The sequence below is a fragment of the Colwellia sp. 6M3 genome, assembly GCF_014077595.1.
Classification (GTDB): Bacteria; Pseudomonadota; Gammaproteobacteria; order Enterobacterales; family Alteromonadaceae; genus Cognaticolwellia.
Map to the genome: position 1 here is coordinate 1 of NZ_JACGWF010000170.1, position 2,600 is coordinate 2,600.

At 36.9% G+C, this 2,600-nt stretch carries 3 protein-coding genes; all 3 read right to left on the bottom strand.

Annotated features, from left to right (window positions below; all coding sequences use genetic code 11):
* Window positions 1–119 precede the first annotated feature (119 nt).
* A complete protein-coding gene (locus tag H4J50_RS18730; RefSeq protein WP_182257671.1) occupies window positions 120–557 on the bottom strand; it encodes a hypothetical protein in 438 nt (145 codons plus the stop codon).
* 127 nt (window positions 558–684) lie between these two features.
* Window positions 685–1,865 (bottom strand): IS3 family transposase gene (locus tag H4J50_RS18735; RefSeq protein ID WP_182257672.1). Its coding sequence is split into 2 segments (ribosomal slippage): window positions 685–1,580 and window positions 1,580–1,865, totalling 1,182 coding nucleotides; the frame shifts between segments, so codons are not numbered across the junction.
* Between the two features lie 74 nt (window positions 1,866–1,939).
* On the bottom strand, window positions 1,940–2,455 hold the full coding sequence (locus H4J50_RS18740) for a GNAT family N-acetyltransferase (protein WP_182257673.1): 516 nt from the start codon (window positions 2,453–2,455) through the stop codon (window positions 1,940–1,942).
* Window positions 2,456–2,600: the final 145 nt, after the last annotated feature.

Consider the following 2,600-nt stretch of genomic DNA (forward strand, 5'->3'; position numbering starts at 1 on the left):
TTTAATGGCTAATTGACATAGCGAAGTAGATGAACTTGTGAATTGAATGAACAATTAGCTGCCTAACGGCAGCTAAATAAAACCCTATTGCCTATTGACGGGAATAAGGCTCATATGTGTTATGTGTTTTTAGCACCATAGCTATTATTAAACAACTTAAAGTGCGTTATAAAAAGCCACGCTATTATGATGCTGAGAATTAATGCAGCCCCCTCTCCAATTTCTTGTTTATTAGGAAGCGATAAGAGTTTTGGTATGAGGGTTGGTGAATAGACTATTGATATTGAGATAATCAAACTCCCTGTGACGGCAATTAATAAAAATAATAGCGCTTTATATCTTTTAAATAATGCCAGTGAAAACATTAGGATTATTTGAATAAATATTTGTAATGAAATGACGCGCCAAAAGATCGCATATACTCCTTTAGCCAGAGACTCCGTAATAGGAAAGTCTTTAAAAATAAGACTATGAAAGAAATATACTAAGAAAAATATAACCATTTCTAAAGCTACTAGAGTTGCTAAGTATGGAAATGCTTCCTTAATTTTTTTCATACTCCAAACCTCTCTAAACACATAACGCCTACTTAAGCGGAAAAATATAGTTGGCTATAATGTGAACGGAGTGAAACAGCCAACTGTATTTTTTGATCTTCCCCCGATAAAACGGACACATTTTTATTCATGCTGCCAGGGCTTCATATTCTATTGGCGAACAATAACTTATCCCTGAATGCATCCTCGAAACATTGTAGTATTTGTTAATGTAACTGCCAAGCGTTCCGCGCAGTTCTTTATCACATTTAAATACATTACCACGAATAACTTCGGTCTTCATTGAATGGAAGAATGACTCCATATGCGCATTATCAGTACATTTTCCCGCTCGGCTCAAGCTATGAACTATCCCATGCAGTTTCAATACTTTTTGATAAACTTGTCCTCGATATTCTACACCTCGATCGGTATGAAGCATTAAATCACTTTGCGGTCTTCTCTTTTTAATCGCATTTTTTAATGTTCGTTTCGTTACCTCTGCTGTCCTATTTCTGTCTAAACTCCAGCTAATAATACGCCGTGAATATAAATCCATTATTACCGATAAATAACGCCATACCCCTTTCACCTTCAAATACGTAACATCTGCTACCCAGACTTTATCTTTAGCCAATGGCACTTCACTATTAGGCCGTAAGTTGGTACCTGTCGTAAGAAAGCGTTTATAAAATGCAGAGCGAGTAGTCACACGCATCACTCTCGCAACCAGTCCTAGTGCTCGATACAAGCGTTCAACACGCTTTTTACCGATATTGTATCCTTGCTTTTGTAAGGCCTTAAATATGCGAGGACTACCATAGCGTCCTTTATGCTCAGTGAATATTTGCTGAATTTTCTGTTTAAGCTCTGCATCTTCTATCGTCCGGGCACTTGGTTGACGTTCACGCCAATCGTAATAGCCACTTTTAGAGACATCGAAATATTTCAGCAACTTCACCACCTTTATGTCGGCTCTGAGCTTTTCGATGAATCGATATCGTCCTGATGTTCCTCCGCAAGAAACCGTTGCCACTTTTTTAGGATATACAGCTCCTCCTTGAGCTGTTTATTTTCACGTTCTAGTTGTTGCTCTTTGGTCAGTACTTTCTTGGTTTTTGATTGGCCAGCCACTTTTTTGCGTTTATCAGCCACAATGATCCCTTCACGATATTCTTTTCGCCATCGTGACAGCATGAACGGGTGTATGTCGAATTTTTCGGCGACTGATTTTATGGTGATACCGACAACAAAACTCAGTTGAACAGCGTTGACTTTAAAGTCGTTTGAATACTTCCAAGTGCGTCTTGGATTGTTGTACTTGGGCATAAAACACCTCATCTTTAGTTAGATTTTGGTGTCCGTTTTATCGGGGGAAGATCATTTTCCGTTTGAAGTTCTTGTTATATCTCGTTAGAAAAATTAATCTGATAAATATCAACATCAAAGCCTTGAATGTTTGATGATTTAAAAAATGAAAAACCAGATCTACTTGCAACTTTAATTGAGGGTAAGTTATTAGGGTCTATTAAAGCTGAGATATTTTTTCGTTTTAATTTTTGTTTACAAAACGCTACCACACCTGAAGTAGCTTCGGATGCAAACCCTTTTCCTTGTTCTGATATAGATAATCGATAGCTTACATGTAATAACTCTTCACCTTCTACTGAGTGAGAGTTTAATCCACATATACCAACAAATGAATTGTCTACCTTTGAAAATAGAGCCCATTGACCATAGCCTTTAGTTTCGTATTGTTGTTTACAATTAGCTATATATTTTGTTATATCTTCATCATTATGCACTCCAACAATGGAGTATTTCATTATCTCTGGATCTGATAAAACTAGGCGTAAAGCTACAGAGTCTTTGTCAGTAATTTCACAAATATGTAACCTTTCAGTTTCTACAATGCTCAAAATATACACCTTAGAGATATAACGCCGTTTTAAGCGGCAAATTGCAGTTGGCTAAAATAAGTGAGGGACGAACAAAAAGCCAACTGTAATTTGTCCGACTTGAAAACCCTTGTTAGTTTTTGTTACCGCATTTTATTTGCTTTTC

What these genes read in the sequence shown, in the direction of transcription:
- H4J50_RS18730 (WP_182257671.1), bottom strand. Translation starts at nt 557, where the DNA reads ATGAAAAAAATTAAGGAAGCATTTCCATACTTAGCAACTCTAGTAGCT.